The following is an 18311-nucleotide window of genomic DNA, read 5'->3' on the forward strand; positions in this document are numbered from 1 at the left end:
ACCCTTTGTTTAATTAAGAATTAAATTTTATGATTCCTAAGGTTACCCAAGAAATTATCGATTTGGGAGACGGTAGAACCATCTCAATCGAAACAGGAAAACTAGCCAAACAAGCCGACGGTTCTGTCGTGGTGCGTATGGGCGATGCTATGTTATTAGCAACAGCGGTATCTGCCCGTACTGCCAATCCAGGTATTGATTTTTTACCGTTAACGGTAGACTATCGTGAAAAATTTGCTGCTGCCGGACGTTTCCCGGGAGGTTTCTTCAAAAGAGAAGCGCGCCCTAGCGACAGCGAAGTGCTTACAATGCGTTTGGTAGACCGTGTATTGCGTCCGTTATTTCCGGATGATTACCACGCGGAAACGCAAATCATGATTCAGTTAATGTCGCATGACGACAACGTTATGCCGGATGCTTTAGCAGGTTTAGCTGCTTCAGCTGCATTGGCTGTTTCCGATATTCCTTTCTACAACTTAATTTCCGAAGTACGTGTAGCGCGTATCGACGGTAAATTTGTCATCAATCCAAGCAGAGAACAATTGGAATTATCCGACATCGATATGATGATTGGCGCTTCTTTGGATTCGGTTGCAATGGTTGAAGGTGAAATGAAAGAGATTTCAGAAGCCGAAATGGTGGAAGCTATCAAATTTGCTCACGAAGCCATCAAAGTTCAAATTCACGCTCAGTTAAGATTACAGGAAGCTTTTGGTAAAAAAGAAATCCGTACGTACGAAGGTGAAGTGGAAGATGAGGAAGTTTACAAAAAAGTAAAAGCTGCTGCTTACGACAAATGCTATGCTATTGCTCAGGAAGCTTCAGGTAAAAGCGAAAGAAGTGAAAAATTTGCTGCTGTAAAAGAAGAAGCAAAAGCTTTATTTACAGAAGAAGAATACGCAGAAAATGCTGATTTAGCCGGATTGGTTGGCAAATACTTCTACAAAACCAACAAAGAAGCAGTTCGTAATGTAATCCTTGAAAAAGGAATCCGTTTGGACGGTAGAAAAACAACCGAAATCAGACCAATCTGGTGTGAAACAGATTATTTACCTTCTGTACACGGTTCCTCATTATTTACCCGTGGAGAAACTCAAGCTTTGGCTACCGTTACCCTAGGTACTTCAAGAGAAGCTAACGTAATTGATTCTCCATCGGAACAAGGTGAAGAGCGTTTCTACCTGCATTACAACTTCCCTCCTTTTTCAACTGGTGAAGCAAAACCTTTAAGAGGAACTTCCCGTCGTGAAGTAGGCCACGGAAATTTAGCGCAACGCGCATTAAAAAATATGATTCCTGCCGATTGTCCTTACACGATCCGTATTGTTTCGGAAGTATTGGAATCTAACGGTTCATCTTCTATGGCAACGGTTTGTGCCGGAACTATGGCGTTAATGGATGCTGGTGTTCAGATGACAAAACCCGTTTCAGGAATTGCTATGGGATTGATTACTGACGGTGAGAAATTCGCAGTTTTATCCGATATTTTAGGTGATGAAGATCACTTGGGAGATATGGACTTTAAAGTAACCGGTACTGCTGATGGTATTACCGCTTGCCAGATGGACATTAAAATCGAAGGATTGCGTTATGACATCATGGAACAGGCGTTAGGTCAGGCACGCGACGGTCGTTTACACATTTTAGGTAAATTAACCGAAACAATTGCCACACCAAGACCAGACGTTAAGAACCACGCTCCAAAAATCATCACTAGAACCATTCCTGGAAACTTCATCGGGGCGTTAATCGGACCTGGAGGAAAAGTAATTCAGGAATTACAGAAAGCTACAGGAACTACGATTGTTATCAACGAAGTAGACGAGCAAGGTGTAGTTGAAATTCTTGGAACCAACCCAGATGGAATTGCAGCGGTATTGGCGAAAATCGATTCAATTATCTTCAAACCGGCTGTAGGTGAATCTTATGAAGTGAAAGTAATCAAAATGCTTGACTTTGGAGCAGTTGTAGAATATACAGCAGCACCAGGAAACGAAGTATTGCTTCACGTTTCTGAATTAGCATGGGAACGCACTGAAAACGTAGCCGATGTAGTTAAAATGGGCGATGTATTCATGGTAAAATACCTAGGTGTAGATCCTAAAACCCGTAAAGAAAAAGTTTCTCGCAAGCAGTTGTTGCCAAGACCACCGCGTGAAGAGAAAAAAGACGATAAAAAAGAAAATCCTCAAGGTTAATTGCAATTAATTAATTCATAGGTTGAACCCCGTTACAGTAATGTTTCGGGGTTTTTTTATAAATATGCGCAACCTTTTATATTTTTCCAGTCTTTATAAAAAAACTTACAAATCATGGGAAAAGTAAAATCAATTATCGGCTTGTGTTTAATCACAATCTTTACCTTTACAATGAACGGTTGCAACGACCTTGATGACAAAATCATCGAAACCCCTAAAACCAACCCGGAAGAAGTAATTATCAAAGATTCTGAGCTATTCAATCTTCTTCAACACACTACTCATGCCGTTGGCGATCCTATGCAAGATATCGTCTGTCTGGATTTCATCTATCCCTTCACACTCCTAATATACGATTCAAATTACGTTAAAACCGGACAAATTGTACTGCATGGTGATGACGAATTCAGTGATTTTTTAGGAAGTCTGCAAGAAGATCAACACATAAGTATCAGTTACCCTATTACAACCACATACGCCAATGGAGATACTTTTACCGTAAACAACAATTCCGAGTTAAAATTAGCCATAGACAGCTGTTCCAGAGAAGATATTATTGCTTATTGCAACGGTTTATTCTCAAGCAATGAAGGCGAATGCATTTGGAGGGTCCAATTTGATGAAGCATGCAACAATAAATACATAGGTGGCTATTTTACAGCAAATATTGATGGCACATTAAACTTCAACTTCAAAGATCAGATTTACAACGGAACCTGGGTTTTCTTGTTTGTAAATGATATTCTTCATATGAACATTAATTTAGAAGGAACCTCAGAAGTTACAGACCATTGGAACATTGATCGAAAGATCACGGTTTCAAATTCCGAAATAATTATTTTAGACACTCCAAAACCAATACGTCTTAAAAAACATTGCGAAAAACTCGCACCTTATGCAATAGGCGATACTGGCCCTGGGCACGGGATAGTTTTCTACGACAAAGGAGCATACACCGAAGGATGGCGTTATGCAGAAGTGGCCTTACAAGATTTAGCTGCATTTCAATGGGGCTGCATGAACTCGTCAGTGGATGCGGCTCAAAACCCAAGTATTGGAAAGGGATTGCAAAATTCGGGCGCTGTACTGTATTTCCATGACAGTTTGAACGATTTTTATAACAATCCAGCGGTATGTGGGACTCTAAACGACGGAACTTTAACGGCTAAAGAATCCTTAAAATACCACAACAATTATACAAATGACTGGTTTTTACCTTCCGAAGAAGAATTGCTGTTGGTTTACTCCAATTTACATTTGAACGGGATCGGTAATTTTTCAAATCAGGAGTACTGGACCTCGACCGAAAATGATGCACAAACTGCAAAAACAATACATTTTCAAAATGGGGCAACATTGACCACAAATAAAGCTACAACAACTATTAAAACAAGGGTAATCCGTTACTTCTAAAGATTTGGACTTACAGCAACTCATATCCAAGTGTAAAAGCAACAATCAGAAAGCTCAGGAAGAATTGTACCACTATTATAAAGAGGTACTTTTCTCCCTTAGCCTGAAGTATTGCCGAAATTTCGAAGAAGCCCAGGACAATCTTCACAATACTTTCATTGAAATTTTCTCCAATATCAGCCAGTATAAAGGCAACGGCTCTTTTGAAGGATGGATGAAGCGCATCGCGATCAACAAAGCGATCGACAGTTATAAAAAAACGTTTCAGCTCTCCCCGATTACCAAAGATTTCCATGACGATTTTCAGGTTGACGACGCCGATTTCGAAACTGTCTCTTTAGACAAATTGCTGAGCTATATTCAGGAATTACCCAATCAATACCGACTGGTCTTCTGCTTATACGAATTGGACGATTACAGCCATAGGGAAATTGCCGAAATGCTTTCCATTTCCGAAAGCACTTCCAAATCGAATCTGCATCGCGCCAAAATCATTTTAAAAGAAAAAATAATCACGACTAAATCCACCAAAAACTACAAAATCGGAAATGGAAAATAAGAAAGACATTGGTAAAGCATTTCGTGAGCGGCTGGATTTACTTGAAAAATCACCCGATGCGGCTCTATGGAACAAAATCGAAAAGGATTTACATAAAAAAAATAAAAAAAAATATTTCCTCTGGTTGTTTTTAGCAGGCTGCTTTACGCTGACAACGCTGTTTATTCTGTACAACCACTCAAACGGCGATCATGCTGATCCAAGCAACTATGGCGCTTATTCCAACAAAAACAACACCGCTGTTGAAAAAGACAAAACATCATCAGACTCCGGTAAAAACCTATCATCAAAAACAGAGGAATCAAAAGCAGACGGCAACACTTCATTCAACAACAAAGCCGACGTGCAATCCTCCGAATTGAAAAAAACTTTCAAGGATACTTTTGATGTTGCAAATAACCAACCGGCTAACCAAAGCGATCCGAACAAAAAAGAAAACAAGCAAAGGCTCGTAACCCGTACAAAACGTTTGGTAAACTCAAACTCGCAGTACGATGAATTCGAAATCGTTGAAAAGTACCGAATCAAAGTAAAACATCCGGCAAAGGGAACTCCGGCTTCGAAAAACAAATTACAAATTACGAACAGTAATCAAAAAGCCAAAACACGTTACATTGCTGCTAAAAGCAACAAAAAACGAAAAAACAAACAGAATACAACTCACAAAACCCATAAACAAAACATAAAAATCGCAAACTCTAAAGCCAAGCAAGACAATCTAGGTGATTTGGCAATTAAAGACACCGACTTAAATGTTGATGTTTCGAAAAACAATGAAACAAGCGGTGAAAATGATGAAATTACAAAAGCCAATGCACTTCCTATAGACACCAAAAAAGACAGTGTCTTAAAACAGAAATTGAAAGCAAAAAAAGAAGTTGCGAAAAAAACAGAAGAACAAAAAAACAAACAAGACTCCATTAAAACCAATTTTTATGTTTTCGGGTATTACGGGCCAACGGTAAGCGGTTCTCTTTTTGGAAAATCATTGATAAACGACAGCTTTGACCAAAACAAGAAAAAACATCCGATAACTTCCTCGTACGGATTCTATTTAGGAGTTAAAAGAGACCGACTTGGAGTTCGACTTGGTTTTGGTAAAATCGAACTTGAAAACCAGACAAAGATCACAAATTATCCAAATGGTCCAATCTCGAATTATTCCAATATTGAATTACATACAGGAACAACCCCACAAACCCTGTCAAATCATTTTAGTTCCTCTGAAAGCCTCATGCTGAAACAGAACGTAACGTATTATGAAGTCCCATTAGAATTCACCTATACGCTATTCAGCAGAAAGAAATTCGATATTGATGCGTTGGCGGGTATCAACATAATATTATTAGACAAAAACAACATCAGAATTTCTGGCAACCAAGCCCAGGAAATAAGTATTGGAAGAACAGAAAACCTTGCTGAAACCAATTTTGCCTTAAATATAGGCAGCGGTTTCAATTATCATTTAACTCCAAAAATTCAGGCAAACATTTCACCGGTATTGAAATACTTCTACAATTTGGGGAATGAAAACTACAAGCCTTATAGTTTTTCATTACAAACCGGATTGACCTATAAATTTTAATTTGAGTTAGTGGCTCCGTTTAATAAAAACGGAGCTTTTTGTATACAATTATTTCAAAAACAGAATTGTACTATTTTTTTAAAAAAAATAAATATTATTAAGAAAAAAATTATGTTTGTGCGATTTTTCACAAATTCACAACAAAAAACATCTATGAAAAGACTTTTACTTTTACTTTTTGTCACCTCTTCGGGTTTGGCACAAAATTTAGATCCCAATTTCGGTTATAACATGTCTGGTATTATTGACCATGGAATCTCCGACATCGATTCAAAACAAATTATTTATGATGCAATCCAACAACCTGATGGAAAAGTAATATTTTTAGGAAGATTTAGCTCAAACTATTCTGCTCCAATTACAAGCTTTATTGCTCGTTATAATACTGATGGAAAGTTTGACAGAACATTCAACCAAAAAGGATGGAGATCCGGAACAGGAGTTTACATACAAACAGTAAACCTTCAGAGTGATGGTAAAATACTTACTGCTAATGGACGAACAATCTCAAGATTCCTAACCGATGGTAATTTAGACAGTTCATTTAACACCACTGGAACAAAAACCATCGTTACTGGTGCGTACAATATGAATATTAAGTCTATTGTTCAGCAACAAGACAATAAAATCCTTGTTGTAGGATATGTTTCCAATGGCTCAAACAATGATTTTGCAGTAGCACGATTAAATTCAGACGGAAACCTTGACACTTCTTTTGACACCGATGGAATCTTAACACTCCCAATTGGAACTGGTAATGATGAAGCTTTCTCAATTAAACTACAAGCAGACAATAAAATTATAATTGGAGGACAAGCAAACACGAGCGGAACATATGATTTCGCTGTGGTTCGATTAAACACAAACGGCTCTTTAGACAACACTTTTGGAGTAGGCGGAATGGCAACCCTTTCAATGTCTACCTCTAATGACTATGGTCGTTCGTTAGAAATTCTATCTGATGGAAAAATTGCATTGGTTGGTGCTGCCAATGGAAAACTTAGCATAGCAAAATTCAACACAAACGGAACACCGGATACCACTTTCGGTGCCGCAAACGGGAAAGCGATTTCGGCAGAAAACGTTACACTTACCACTACAAACACATCAACTGGTTTACACAACATGCCTAGAGTGAAGGCCATGCCAGATGACAAATTATTAATCTCACTAACCAGTGACAATGATTTTAAACTAATTAAATACCTTGCAAACGGAAGCGCAACTGATACAACTTTTGGCAATACCGGAGTACACGCTTTAGACATCAACAATAATACCGATGTAGCTACCTATTTATACATTAGGCAAGACAATGCTATTGTTATTGGAGGTTATTCTTTGGACTCTTCCGGGAATTACAACGGTACAGTATGGGGAGTAAGCGCAGACGGATATAGTGCTGGAGGCGGCGGAACTCTTCCATTATACACTGGGTATGACACATCAAAGGACATCACTTTATTGGCGGATGGAAAATACCTTATCTTAGTTGACACTCCAATCCCATCAATAAGAAGACATACTGCTGACGGAAATGTTGACTTAAGTTTCGGAATCGATGGTGTAGTCACCTTACCTTCAGACGACTACTCCTACAAAATGATCGTACAAAATGATTCCAAAATTATTATTTCAGGTAACGCAACTATAAAAAGACTAAATGCGGACGGTTCTTTGGACAACACTTTTGGAACTAATGGAATTGTAAACCTTTATGATACAACTACTGGCGAGATAAATTTCATTGATAACATTCATTTACTGTCAAACGGTCAAATTCTTGTTGCTTTTGATTACGATAATTTAACGGACTCATTCTCAACGATATCATTTGGAATGACTCGATTAAATACTGATGGAACAATAGATTCAAGTTTTGGAACAAATGGTTTATTCACAACCCGTTTTAACTCTGACGAAGCATCATTTAGTGAATACCCAAGAGAAATCATAGTACAATCAGACGGTAAGATTATTGCATTAGGGGTAACATACAATGCAACAGCATCTCCTGTTCTCTATAATATGTGTGCGTTCAGAGTTACATCAAACGGCACATTAGACACTACTTTTGGAACAAACGGTAAAACGGACTTACAGCTTGGAACAACCAACCATCCATACGCCTCTCAAATTTTATCTGATGACAAATTCTTGGTGTCAAGCAGGCTTGGTACAGATACCAAAACTTTTAAATTCACGGCCAATGGGCAACCCGATACTGCATTCGGAACCAATGGAATTGCTAATGATGTGACAGGAACATTTAACTTCACAGCTTTGTCTTTACAATCTGATGGAAAATTCATTAAAGCTGGCTCAAAAAATTCACAGGTTTCCATTAGCCGATACAATGCTGACGGTTCAGTAGACTCTTCATTCGGAACCAACGGTGAAATGGACTTAATCCTTTATGACAATTCCAAAGTGATAAAAACCATAATGCAGCCCGACAACAAACTTGTTGTGTTAGGCGAATCGTTTGTACAACGTGACTACTATGGCGATCTTAATTCCAACTTTTTAGTACGTTACACCGATGTTCAATTAGGAACCCTAAACTTTGAACACCAAAATTCATCGCTTTTAGTATATCCTAACCCGATTGAAAAAGAAGCAACTTTTGAGTACACTTTAGAGAAAAATGAATTTATAACTGTAGAAATCCTAGATGTACAGGGAAAAATTGTTAAAAAAGTGGTTGCTAATGAAAATCAGGAAGCAGGCAAACACACTCTGCACTTTACTTTGGATTCAAGCACCAGTGCTGGAACTTATTTCCTAACCTTATCAACGGCTAAAGGAAAACAATCGGTACAGATTTTAAAAAAATAAAACCTTGACAAAAAGAGCTTCAAATACCTTGAAGCTCTTTTTTTTAAACTTTTTTCAAACTGTTGTAACTTTTTTGCTCTTCCTTTCGTATAACAACCTGAACACTTAAAAAGATAAGGAGAAACAATTAATGAGACAGCTCAAAATTACTAAGCAGGTAACCAATCGTGAAACTGCTTCCTTAGACAAATACCTTCAGGAAATTGGTAAAGTAGACCTAATCACGGCAGATGAAGAGGTAGAATTAGCACAACGAATTAAAGCCGGAGATCAAAGAGCCTTAGAAAAATTAACAAAAGCTAATTTACGTTTCGTTGTTTCCGTAGCGAAACAATATCAGAACCAAGGATTAACTTTACCCGATTTGATCAACGAAGGAAATTTAGGTTTGATTAAAGCTGCACAACGTTTCGATGAAACCCGCGGTTTTAAATTTATTTCCTATGCTGTATGGTGGATTCGTCAATCCATTTTACAGGCATTAGCCGAACAATCCCGTATTGTTCGTTTACCGCTTAACAAAATCGGATCGATTAATAAAATTAACAAAATGTATGCCTTGTTGGAGCAATCCCAAGAGCGCGCACCGTCTGCCGAAGAAATCGCTGCAGAATTGGACATGACTGTAAACGACGTAAAAGAGAGCATGAAAAACTCGGGTCGTCACTTATCCATGGACGCGCCGCTTGTTGAAGGAGAAGACTCTAACTTATACGACGTTTTACGTTCAGGAGAATCACCAAACCCAGACCGTGAACTAATTCACGAATCACTTCGCACGGAAATTGAAAGAGCTTTGGAAACCTTGACCCCAAGAGAAGCAGACGTAGTACGTTTGTATTTCGGTTTGGGCGATCAGCATCCAATGACTTTAGAAGAAATTGGTGAAACTTTTGACTTGACCCGTGAGCGTGTACGTCAGATTAAAGAAAAAGCAATTCGTAGGTTAAAACACACATCCAGAAGTAAAATCCTTAAAACTTACTTAGGATAATTTGGATAAATCAGAAAAAAGTTGTAAATTGAATTGTTTATTTTAACTTTACGGCTCAAATTTTGATACCTATCCAATAAAAATATTGAACGCAACAACAGTTTCAATAACTGTTCGTTTTTTGATTGATGATTGAAACTCCGGCTGATTACCGGAGTTTTGCTTTTTAAGCAATCAAGTATGTAAGCTCAATATCTTTTCAAAAGTCACAAATCAAACATAAAATTGCTAATCACTGGTAATAAATCTTAGAACTCATTACTCAAAACTTATAACTTTAATTTACCTTTGCAGCGAAAACACAACAACACAATTAATTTATAATGAGTACACAAGCTATTATAGCACCTTCTGTTTTGGCAGCCGATTTTGCCAATTTACAACGTGATGTCGAAATGATTAACACAAGTGAAGCCGATTGGTTCCACATTGACATCATGGACGGCGTTTTTGTTCCGAATATTTCTTTTGGAATGCCCGTTTTGGAAGCCATCAACAAACATGCAAAAAAAACCATCGACGTTCACTTAATGATTGTAGATCCGGACCGATACATTAAAACTTTCAAGGATTTGGGTTCTGATATTTTAACAGTTCATTATGAAGCCTGCACCCACCTTCACCGAACTTTGCAAGCTATTAAAGCCGAAGGAATGAAAGCCGGTGTTGCTTTAAACCCTCACACAAACGTTTCCCTTTTAGAAGATGTAATAAACGACATCGACTTGGTTTGCATCATGAGCGTTAATCCTGGATTTGGAGGACAATCGTTCATCGAAAACACCTATAAAAAAGTAAAACAGCTTAAGGAAATCATCACCCGAAACGGAGCCTCAACATTAATTGAAATTGACGGAGGTGTTACCAACAAAAACGCGAAACAGTTAGTGGAAGCCGGAGCTGATGTTTTAGTAGCCGGAAGTTTTGTTTTCAAAGCAGAAAATCCAATTGAAACCATTGCTGATTTAAAGAACATCACCACTTTATAAAAAACAAAAGGCGCTTTAAAAGCGCCTTTTTTAATTATATTGATCGATCAGATAGCGAATTAAATCCGTTGTAGTTACAATACCCACCAACAAACTGCCCTCACAAACCGGAAGTGCATGAAACTCGTTACTTGAAAGAATTTCAGCGGTTTCTTTTATAGTAGTTTCCGGAGAAATACAAACCACTTTTTTGGTCATTACCTGATCTAGGGTAAACATATTGTACACTGTTGTATCCACTACTTCGTCATCATCGTCCACAGCATCCGCAAAGGAAATACGCAATAAATCAGTATAACTCAGCATCCCAATAATTTTATTACCGTCAACCACAGGAATATGCCTTATCTTATGAGCTTTAAACAAGCCTTCCGCTTTAGTTAAATCATCACTAAGGTTCAGTTTAATAATATTTTGTGTCATAATGGTTGACACCGGAACATGTTGCTTCATAATTACAAAGTATTGATTATCAACAAAATTACCAATACAAAGATACAAAACACATGATGAAAATCAGGCTTTTCTAAAACTTAATACTTCCGGTTATTTCCTGCAAAACAACTTCCGAAATTTTAGCCTGAAACTTCGCAGTAGTATGTCTGGCTATTGCAGTAATATAGTTTTCTTGCGCATTTCGAAATTCAATGGTTGGAATGGTTCCTATTTTAAATTTGTCAAGTGTAATTTCAAGATTGCGTTTAGCAATAGCTTCGTTTTCCTTTTCCAACTTCATTAATTCCAGATTGGTTTTATAAGTTTGATAAGCCATTGCTAATTGAGTATCAATAGTTTTGGTTTGCTGCTCAATTAAGGTAGTTGAATTTTCCACCTGAAGTTTGGCAATTTTTTCGTTTCGATGTTGAAGAAACCCATTGAACACATTAATAGAAGCCGAAACTCCGTAATTAAGACCGCGCGCAGTTGATTGGGAAGTAAATCCAAGGCTCGACTGCGATTCGTTGAAATTATAACCTGCATTGAGTCGCACAACCGGATAACGGTTCGCTTTTACTTGTTTCAAATTGGATTCGGCTACTTTTTTATTAATCAGCGCCAACTGCAACTCAGGATTTTGGCTTTTTACGAGTTCGCGAAGTTCTGTCAGCTGAAGGTTCTCATCAATTTTCCCCATTTCCACTACAGTAAAATCAGTATCGGTTTCACGGGCAAGCAATTCATTAAAACTGATTTTAGCATTCTGAAAGACCTCTTTCTGCTTTAAGAGATTTGAAATATCGGCATTCAAATCTACTTGCGCATTAAGAACTTCTAATTTTGAAGCTTTTCCAATTATGAAACGATTGTCGGCAGTTTTGAGTCGTTGCTTTGAAATCACAATAGTGGTATCCAAAGCTTTAAGCAAATGCTGCTGCTGAACCAAATCATAATAGCTGCTCATTACCGAGCTCACCTTAGTCATCACGGTAAGTTTTAATTCGGTTTCTCCTTGTTTCTGAAGCGATCTCAACTGATCATAGCGGGCAAACATTTTTAAACCATCAAAAACAGTCCAACCCAAATTCACACCATAACTTGTGGTATTGTTTTTGGCGTTGTCCAATTCACGTTCTACACCGTTAGACTGCGTTTGCTTAGAGTTTTGAATACTGTTGTTCTTTGTAAAAGTCGCATCAACCTTCGGAAGCATGCCTGCATTGGCAACACCTACATTAGCTTCATCGATTTTCAAATCCGTAGAAGCCAATCGAATATCATAATTATTCTTTAGCGCAATCTGGACTGCATCTTCCAATCTCAATACTTCCTGAGCTTTAGTCGATTGAAAAACAAAAAACAAAAATGCGATTTGAAACAATATCTTTTTCATAACCTTACTTCTTTTCATAATTTTCCAGATTATCGAATTCCGGACGGTGTTTTTTCTCTCGTGACCACATCAGATAAATTGCCGGGATTACAAACAAAGTCAACAATAAAGAAAAAAGAGTTCCTCCAACAATCACGACCCCCATTCCAATTCTACTGGTTGAAGCAGCCCCAAGAGACAAAGCAATCGGTAAAGCTCCTAAAGCAATGGCCAAACTTGTCATTAAAATTGGTCGTAAACGTGATTCTGAAGCCTCAATAATAGCCTCATATTTCGATTTTCCCTGTTCCCTCAACTGATTGGCAAATTCAACGATTAAAATACCGTTCTTGGTTACCAAACCGATTAACATTACCGTTCCGATCTGACTGAAAATATTCCAGGTTTGTCCGAAGAGCCAAAGCGAAAATAACGCTCCGGCAACCGCCATCGGTACGGTAAGAATGATGATAAACGGATCGATAAAACTCTCAAACTGTGCGGCCAAAATCAGGAAAATCAAAAGCAGGGCCAATCCGAAAGCAAACGAAGTATTGGAACCACTTTCCACAAAATCACGTGATTCCCCACTCAAATCTGTAGTAAAAGAATCGTCAAGCACTTTTTCCTTAATGCGCTCCATTGCGTCAATTCCGTCACCAATACTTTTCCCCGGAGCTAAACCTGCCATTACCGTGGCCGACATATAACGATTATTATGGTAAAGCTGTGGCGGGCTGCTTTGTTCTTCCACAGTAACCAAATTATCCAACTGAATTAGCTCTCCCTTGTCGCTTTTTACAAAAATAGAAGTCAGGTCCATCGGTGCACTTCGGTCTTTTTTATCGAATTGCCCCATCACCTGATATTGTTTACCGTTCATCATAAAATAACCAAAACGCTGTCCACTTAAAGAAAGCTGAAGGGTTTGCGCCACATCGATTACAGAAACTCCCAAACTCTGAGCCTTCTCCCGATCAATAGTCACATAAATTTCAGGTTTATTAAATTTCAGGTTCACATCAGAATTGGAAAACGTAGGATCGTTGGTCACTTCATCCATAAACAGCGGAATTTTTTCTTCCAGTTTTTTAAAATTCGGAGCCTGAATCACAAATTGAATCGGCATTCCTCCTCTTCGGTTTACGGCTATGGTTGGCGATTCGGAAACCGATACTTTTGCTTGAGAATATTGCTTGGTCCATTTGGTAAGTCCTTCAGCAATTTCCTTTTGCGTTTTTTGCCTTTCATCCGGCTGAACTAAAGCAATTCGGGCACGACCCGTATTTACGGCTGAAGAGCCAAAACCGGGCGAAGTGATGATCAAACTCACTTTTTTCTCAGGAATCGAATCGTTGATCAGTTCTGTTAATTCACTCATGAAACGGTCCATATAATCGTAAGAAGCACCTTCAGGAGCGGTTACGTTTACACCGATAAAACTTCGATCGTCGTATGGAGCTGTTTCTTTCTGAAGAATATTAAAAAACAAGTAAATCAACCCAAAACACGCAATGAGAATTGGAAAACTCAACCATTTTTTCTTCATGAAATTCGTTAAAGCCCCAGCATAACCCGAATTCATTTTTTCAAAAAGCGGTTCAGTAAGGTTGTAAAATTTCGACTTTTTCTGTTCCCCTCCTTTCATCAGGTAAGCATTTAGCATCGGGGTAAGCGTTAACGAAACAAAAGCCGATATCAATACTGCAGCTCCAATTACCACACCAAACTCCCTAAACAATCGTCCTACGAAACCTTCAAGGAAAATTACCGGTAAAAATACGGCTGCAAGGGTTATGGAAATCGAAATTACTGCAAAGAAAATCTCATTAGAACCTTTAATCGCAGCTTCAATTGGCGTCATCCCTTCTTCAACTTTTTTGAAGATGTTTTCCGTAACTACAATTCCGTCGTCTACCACTAAACCGGTCGCTAAAACAATCGCTAACAAAGTCAATACATTAACGGAAAATCCGCATAAATACATGATGAAAAACGTAGCGATAAGCGAAACCGGTATATCAATCAACGGACGAAAAGCAATCGCCCAATCCCTAAAGAACAAATAAATAATCAATACTACCAGAACAATGGACAGCAGCAAAGTTTCTGCAACTTCCAAAACCGCTTTTTTCACAAAAACGGTATTATCGATAGCAATATTCAACTTAAAATCTTTTGGCAAATCTTTCTTTAACTGGTCGTATTGCTCGTAGAATTTTTCGGCAATATCAAGATAATTAGTTCCCGGCTGAGGAATAATCGCCAAACCAACCATCGGCTGACCGGAATCGGAAAGTTTGGTTTCTAAATTCTCGGCTTCCAGTGAGGCTTTTCCAATATCGCTTAAACGAACAATTTTCGCTCCTTCCGCCTTGATGATAATATCATTAAAGCCTTCTTCGGTTGAAATATTCCCAATTGTTTTCACGGTAAGCTCCGTGTTTGCTCCTGTTAATTTTCCTGAAGGTAATTCAACATTTTGCTTGTTTAAGGCGTTGCGAACATCAGCTACAGTACATCCGTAAGAAGCCAATTTAGAAGGATCAATCCACAAACGCATAGCGTATTTTCGTTGTCCCCAAATTTGCACACTACTTACTCCCGGAATGGTTTGTAAACGCTGTGAAAGCACATTGTCTGCGTAATCTGAAAGCTCCAAAACATTTTTGGTATCACTCTGAACCGTCATGGTAATAATTGGCTCGGAATCTGCATCGGCTTTGGAAACTACTGGCGGTGCATCGATATCTTGTGGCAAGCTGCGAACGGCCTGTGAAACTTTATCACGTACATCGTTAGCCGCTTCTTCTAGATTTTTATCGAGGTTGAACTCAATAGTAATGTTACTTCGGCCTTGACTGCTTGAAGAAGTTATATTTCGAATTCCATCAATGGAATTAACTGCTTTTTCTAAAGGTTCTGTAATTTGCGATTCAATGATGTCTGCATTGGCACCTGCATAATTAGTTTGCACGGAAATTTGAGCCGGATCAATAGAAGGAAATTCACGAACACCTAAAAAAGTGTAACCAATGACTCCAAAAAGAATCAACATCAAATTAAGAACGATGGTAAGCACCGGTCTTTTTATACTTAAAGTGGATAAACTCATACCTTAATCTTATCTTACTTTAAACTTACTTTAACAGGCGAATCGTCTTTGAGCGACATCACACCGCTTGTTAAAACAGTATCTCCAGCTTTTAATCCGGTAAGTACTAAAACGTCTTTGTCTGTTCTTGCGCCGGTTTCTACAATTACTTCTTTGGCTTTTCCGTTAAGAGCTACAAAAACTTTTTTTCCGTTTTGTATTGGAATTAAAGCCTCAGTCGGTACTAATAAAGCATCTTTGATATTTTCAAGAGGAAGTGATACTTCGGCAAAAGTTCCGGGAATCAGTTTTCCGTCAAAATTTTGAGCAACAGCGCGCATTCGTAACGTTCGCGTTTCCTGCTCAATTTCCGGCTCAATGGCATAAATTTTGGCTTTATACTGCTCTTTAGAACCCGAAACACTGAAACTTAGTTCCGAACCGGTTTTCATCTGGGCCGCATATTTTTCAGGAATTGAAAACGTAATTTTAACTTGTGCAGTATTGACAAGTTTTGCCACAATAGTAGTTGGGGTCACATAAGTTCCTTTGGAAATAGAACGCAAACCTATTTTTCCAGAAAAGGGTGCCTTTACGGAAGTTTTAGCAATTTGAGCCTGAATCAATTGGGTTTGTGCTTTAGCGGAACGAAAGTCTGCACTGGCAATATCGTATTCTTCCTGACTGATGGCTTCCTTTTGAAGAAGCAAGCGTGCTCTTCGCTCATTTTCAGAAGCAAGGGTTTGTTTGGTTCGCGCTTGAGAAAGTTGGGCACGCAACTCAAGATCGTTTATTTTAAAGAGTAATTGTCCTTTACCCACAAGGCTTCCTTCTGCAAAATTGATGCTTTCCACCACACCGGAAACTTCACTACGCACTTCAACTTCTTCATTAGATTCAATGCTTCCGGAAAGTTTAAGATTGTCTGAAAAAAGTTGGGGCCTTAAAATGATACCGGTAACTTTTGCAGGCTTTTTATCGCCCCCATTCTTGCCTTTACCGCCTTCATCCTTTTTATGGTTTTCGGAAATTCTGTAGAAAATCATTCCGCCTAAAACAGCCGCAATGACAAAATAGATACTATATTTAAATTTCATGATAAGATAAGATAGTAGTTCTTAGACTATACTAATTAGATTTGGTTTAACAAAGCTAATTCTTATCTCATCTTTACACTTGATTTAAAGGCGTTTTTAACAAAAATTTAGCGCCGTTCTTTGAAGTTGATCATGAGTTCCACTTTGTGAAATAACTCAGGGAATTCCTGTTTAAATCGGTTCGGGGTTTCAAAGAAATGTTCCAAAACCACCGCTAAAAATTCATATTTATTGGTATAAGCATAAATTCGAAAATAGTCGGATTCCACTAATCGTTTTGCGTTAGGAGGATGATGAATATCCTGCAAAATCTCCTTGAACATATCCGAGAAAATAGTCATGCTGCTGTTGTTACTTTTCATGGCCTGAAAATTCAAGGCATGAGCAAACTCATGAAGCCCTAAGTTGTGGTTGTCGTTATCAATACTGTATCCTTCTTGAAAATCCTTCCAGGAAAACGCTATTGCTTTAACCATCGGATTAAATTCCCCTTTATGGTATTCATCATTAACGGTAGAATAATATTCGCCAGGATAAATAATAATGCGCTCAAAAACATCATACAAATAATGCTTCATTCCAAAGGTAAGCATCGTGGAAGTCGAAGCAACCAGCACCTTCATCTCATCAGTTACTATCAAACCTTCCTTGCCGATAAAATCGTATTCATCAATAAATTCCGCCACTCGGTATTCAAAATACACCTTGTCCTTTACGGTTAATGTATTATAAAAGGCAAACTGTTTTCGAAGGATTTTCCGCTGAACCCGCTTTAATTTTTTAGGGAAAGGATAAAAATGGATATACAACGGGCGGTTAAAAAAAGCAATATAACCTTGTTCCACTACCCGGAAGAAAAGCAGCGCGATGAATACAACAACAAAAACCGTAATCAGTATATTTTCCAACGATTTTGATTTACAATTTGAAGCTTAATGGTTTGCTGTACAACAAAGAGTTGTTAGCATTAAAAATAGTACAAAAAACTGAAACTCAAACTTTTAACAACATTTTTATTTAACCTCACAGAGGCTTACTTTATCATCCTCAGCAAAGTTTCGTTTTAAAATAAAAACAACGCAAAAAAGCTCAGGCATACTTAATCCTTTTCGGTTATGCTTTTATTTATTGGTGACCTCGGAGGGGTTCGAACCCCCAACCCTCAGAGCCGAAATCTGATATTCTATCCAGTTGAACTACGAGGCCAGTGAATTGCAGACTACCTTAGAGCAATCTGCAATTAAAAATTTATGCTAATAATTTTTTTACAATGGTAGAGATGGTTTTGCCGTCTGCCTGACCTGCCAATTCCTTAGAAGCCTGACCCATTACCTGACCCATTGCTGCGATTCCGCTGGCTCCCGTTGCTGCTATGATTTTCGCTACAACAGCCTCTACTTCTGCCTCAGATAATTGAGCAGGCAAAAACTTCTCTATTACGGCTACTTGCGCCAATTCCGGTTCGGCCAAATCCGCACGTCCTTGTTCGTTAAAAATTGTCGCACTGTCTTTTCTTTGTTTTACTAATTTCTGAAGCAGTTTGATTTCGTCTTCAGCAGTTAAATCTCCGCCTGAAGCAGAGGTTTGTGCCAATAGAATTTCCGATTTAATAGCGCGTAAAGCTTCTAAAGCAACTGTATCTTTTGCTTTCATGGCCGTTTTCATCTCGTCCATGATCTGTGCTGATAAACTCATATCTTTTATTTATTCGTTATTTGAAAAGTGAACTGCAAA

13 protein-coding genes and 1 tRNA gene are annotated in these 18311 nt (G+C 38.2%); 7 read left to right on the forward strand and 7 right to left on the reverse strand.

Translation table 11 applies throughout. The features are described 5' to 3' along the window. Nucleotides 1-29: 29 nt before the first annotated feature. The 7 genes from LZZ90_RS04120 (at nt 30) to rpe (ending at nt 10576) form a co-directional block, all read left to right on the forward strand. Nucleotides 30-2198 (forward strand): polyribonucleotide nucleotidyltransferase, encoded by a 2169-nt coding sequence (locus tag LZZ90_RS04120; RefSeq protein WP_237789422.1) that lies wholly within the window; start codon nt 30-32, stop codon nt 2196-2198. Nucleotides 2199-2312: 114 nt separating this feature from the next. Then, complete coding sequence (locus tag LZZ90_RS04125; protein WP_237789423.1) at nt 2313-3611, forward strand: DUF1566 domain-containing protein; 1299 nt, start codon at nt 2313-2315, stop codon at nt 3609-3611. A 4-nt stretch (nt 3612-3615) separates the two neighbouring features. Further along, entirely contained in the window at nt 3616-4170 is a 555-nt protein-coding gene (locus LZZ90_RS04130; RefSeq protein ID WP_237789424.1) for an RNA polymerase sigma factor, read from the forward strand. Then, nucleotides 4160-5755: a hypothetical protein gene (locus LZZ90_RS04135; RefSeq protein ID WP_237789425.1), complete on the forward strand. Its 1596-nt coding sequence runs from the start codon at nt 4160-4162 to the stop codon at nt 5753-5755. The genes LZZ90_RS04130 and LZZ90_RS04135 overlap by 11 nt, the downstream gene beginning before the upstream one ends. Nucleotides 5756-5908: 153 nt before the next feature. Beyond that, the gene (locus LZZ90_RS04140) at nt 5909-8593 is read left to right on the forward strand and encodes a T9SS type A sorting domain-containing protein (protein WP_237789426.1); all 2685 of its coding nucleotides are present in this window, start codon (nt 5909-5911) and stop codon (nt 8591-8593) included. A gap of 130 nt (nt 8594-8723) precedes the next feature. Further along, nucleotides 8724-9587 (forward strand): RNA polymerase sigma factor RpoD/SigA, encoded by an 864-nt coding sequence (locus tag LZZ90_RS04145; RefSeq protein ID WP_026979542.1) that lies wholly within the window; start codon nt 8724-8726, stop codon nt 9585-9587. A gap of 323 nt (nt 9588-9910) precedes the next feature. Continuing rightward, on the forward strand, nt 9911-10576 hold the full coding sequence (gene rpe / locus LZZ90_RS04150) for a ribulose-phosphate 3-epimerase (protein WP_237789427.1): 666 nt from the start codon (nt 9911-9913) through the stop codon (nt 10574-10576). A gap of 30 nt (nt 10577-10606) precedes the next feature. On the opposite strand, the gene LZZ90_RS04155 is transcribed toward rpe, so the two are convergent. The 7 genes from LZZ90_RS04155 to LZZ90_RS04185 form a co-directional block, all read right to left on the reverse strand. Further along, nucleotides 10607-11029, reverse strand: a complete 423-nt coding sequence (locus tag LZZ90_RS04155) for a CBS domain-containing protein (RefSeq protein WP_237789428.1) — start codon at nt 11027-11029, stop codon at nt 10607-10609. A 73-nt stretch (nt 11030-11102) separates the two neighbouring features. Then, nucleotides 11103-12407, reverse strand: coding sequence for a TolC family protein (locus tag LZZ90_RS04160; protein WP_237789429.1), 1305 nt, complete (start codon nt 12405-12407; stop codon nt 11103-11105). A gap of 4 nt (nt 12408-12411) precedes the next feature. Next, nucleotides 12412-15501 (reverse strand): efflux RND transporter permease subunit, encoded by a 3090-nt coding sequence (locus LZZ90_RS04165; RefSeq protein ID WP_237789430.1) that lies wholly within the window; start codon nt 15499-15501, stop codon nt 12412-12414. Nucleotides 15502-15515: 14 nt separating this feature from the next. Continuing rightward, nucleotides 15516-16577, reverse strand: a complete 1062-nt coding sequence (locus LZZ90_RS04170; protein ID WP_237789431.1) for an efflux RND transporter periplasmic adaptor subunit — start codon at nt 16575-16577, stop codon at nt 15516-15518. Between the two features lie 107 nt (nt 16578-16684). After that, nucleotides 16685-17485 (reverse strand): zinc-dependent peptidase, encoded by an 801-nt coding sequence (locus LZZ90_RS04175; RefSeq protein ID WP_237789432.1) that lies wholly within the window; start codon nt 17483-17485, stop codon nt 16685-16687. Between the two features lie 221 nt (nt 17486-17706). After that, nucleotides 17707-17783 (reverse strand) — tRNA-Arg (locus LZZ90_RS04180). Between the two features lie 42 nt (nt 17784-17825). Further along, a complete protein-coding gene (locus tag LZZ90_RS04185) occupies nt 17826-18272 on the reverse strand; it encodes a GatB/YqeY domain-containing protein (RefSeq protein WP_237789433.1) in 447 nt (148 codons plus the stop codon). Between the last annotated feature and the right edge of the window lie 39 nt (nt 18273-18311).

Origin of the sequence: Flavobacterium sp. SM15, assembly GCF_022012335.1 — a bacterium.
Lineage (GTDB): Bacteria > Bacteroidota > Bacteroidia > Flavobacteriales > Flavobacteriaceae > Flavobacterium.